The sequence below is a fragment of the Dyella sp. genome (genome assembly GCF_035486915.1).
In the GTDB taxonomy this organism is placed as follows: domain Bacteria; phylum Pseudomonadota; class Gammaproteobacteria; order Xanthomonadales; family Rhodanobacteraceae; genus Dyella_B.
This window is the reverse complement of the sequence record NZ_DATHMR010000112.1, coordinates 1-2,346: the sequence shown is the minus strand read 5'-3', so window position 1 is coordinate 2,346 and position 2,346 is coordinate 1. Positions and strand designations below refer to the sequence as shown.

General features: G+C 60.9%; 1 protein-coding gene. It reads left to right on the top strand.

What is annotated here, in order from left to right; translation table 11 throughout:
* Positions 1 to 2,346 (top strand): efflux RND transporter permease subunit (locus VK725_RS08885; RefSeq protein ID WP_325317704.1); only part of this gene is annotated, 2,346 nt, incomplete at both ends.

Genomic DNA, 2,346 nt, shown 5'->3' with positions numbered 1-2,346 from the left:
GAATTCGGCAACATCGTCGTCAAGAGCGGCGCGAACGGCGAGACCACTTATTTGCGCGACATCGCGCGCTTGGAGCTGGGTCCGGACAATTACGCGTTGCGCAGTATGTTGGATAGCGGTCCCGCCGTCGCCATCCCGGTGTTCCAGCTTCCCGGCGCAAATGCGCTGCAGTTGTCCGACGCCGTGCGCGTCAAGATGAAGGAACTGGCAAAGAATTTTCCGGAAGGCGTCAGTTACGAGATCGACTACGACCCCACCGTGTTCGTCCGCAGCTCGATCGAGTCGGTCATCCACACCCTGTTTGAAGCAGTGCTGTTGGTCGTCCTGGTCGTGGTGGTGTTCTTACAGACCTGGCGTGCCAGCGTCATCCCGTTGGTGGCCGTGCCGGTCGCCATCATCGGCACCCTCGCGGTGCTGCTGCTGGCGGGATTCACGATCAACTCGCTGACCTTGTTCGGCTTGGTGCTGGCCACCGGTATCGTGGTCGATGATGCCATCGTGGTGGTGGAGAATATTGAGCGCAAGATCGAAGAGGGCTTGAACCCCCATGCGGCGGCGCATGCCGCGATGGGGGAAGTGACCCGGCCGATCATTTCCATCGCGCTGGTGTTGTGCGCGGTGTTCATTCCCGTGGCCTTCGTGTCGGGCCTGACCGGACAGTTCTATCGGCAGTTCGGCGTCACCATTGCGGCGAGCACCCTCATCTCGACGTTCAACTCCCTTACCCTGTCGCCGGCGCTCGCCGCGCTGCTGCTCAAGCCGCGCAATGCGCAGCCGGATGTTTTCCAGCGCGGTATCAACAAGGTGCTGGGAGGCTTCTTCCGACTGTTCAATCGCGGCTTCGAGAGTGCGTCCGAGCGCTACGGTCATGGGGTGCGGCGGATCACCGGAGTTCGCGTGGTCGTCCTGTGCATTTTCGTCGGCCTGCTGGTTTGCACCTGGGGTCTTTTCCGGCTGGTGCCGGGCGGCTTTATTCCCGCGCAGGACAAGCAATATCTGATCGGCATCGTGCAACTGCCGGACGCCGCCTCGCTGGATCGCACCGAAAAAGTCGTGCGGCAAATGTCCGGCATGGCCAAGGAAACGCCCGGCGTCGATCATGTGATCGGATTTTCCGGCCTGTCGGTGCAGGGCTTCGTCAACTTGAGCAACACGGCGGTGCTATTCTTCCCGCTGAAGTCCTTTGAGGAGCGCAAAACCAAGGATTTGTCCGCGGGCGCGATCGCCCAGGCGCTCAACAAGAAATTCTCGACCATCCAAGACGCGACCATCTTCGCAGTGCCGCCGCCGCCGGTGCAGGGTCTGGGAACCACCGGGGGCTTCAAGTTGTTTGTGCAGGATCGCGCAGCGCACGGCTACGATGAACTGGCGCGCGTCACCAACGAAGTGCTCAACAAAGCCAGGCAGCAGCGCGAACTGAATCCGTATGCGACCTACACGACCTACCAAAACAGCGTGCCGCAGCTGTTTGCGGATGTCGACCGGGTGAAAGCCAAGCGGCAGAGCGTCCCGCTGTCCTCGGTATTCGATACCCTGCAGACTTATTTGGGCTCGACCTACATCAACGATTTCAACCAATTCGGACGCACCTTTCGCGTCTACGCCCAGGCCGAGGCGCAATTTCGCAATCAGCCCGAAGACATCGCCAACCTGAAGATGCGCAATCTGAAAGGCGACATGGTGCCCATGGGCGCGGTGGCCGACATCCGCTTCGAGGCGGGGCCGGACCGGGTTTCGCATTACAACGTGTATCTGGCCGCGGATATCAATGGTCAGGGCGCACCCGGCGTGTCATCCACTCAGGCAACCAGCGCGATGGAACGCGTGTTGAAGGACACGCTGCCCAATGGATTCGGATACGAGTGGACCGACCTGACCTTTCAACAGAAATCGGCGGGCAACACCGCGCTGTTCGTCTTTCCCATCTGCGTGATGCTGGTGTTCTTGATCCTCTCGGCGCAATACGAGAGTTGGGCGCTGCCACTGGCCGTCATTCTCATCGTGCCGATGTGCTTGCTGTCGGCGATGATGGGTGTTTGGCTGAAGGGCTCCGACAACAACGTGCTCACACAGATCGGTTTCATCGTCTTGGTGGGCCTGGCCTGTAAGAACGCCATTTTGATCGTGGAGTTTGCGCGCGAACGCGTCGAGCATGGCCTCGCCCCGGTCGAGGCGGCCATCGAGGCCTGCCGCTTGAGGCTGCGTCCCATTCTCATGACCTCGTTTGCCTTCATCATGGGTGTGATTCCGCTCGTGACCGCCGCGGGCGCCGGCAGTGAGATGCGCGAGGCCATCGGCATCGCGGTGTTCGCCGGCATGCTGGGCGTCACGTCTTTCGGCTTATTC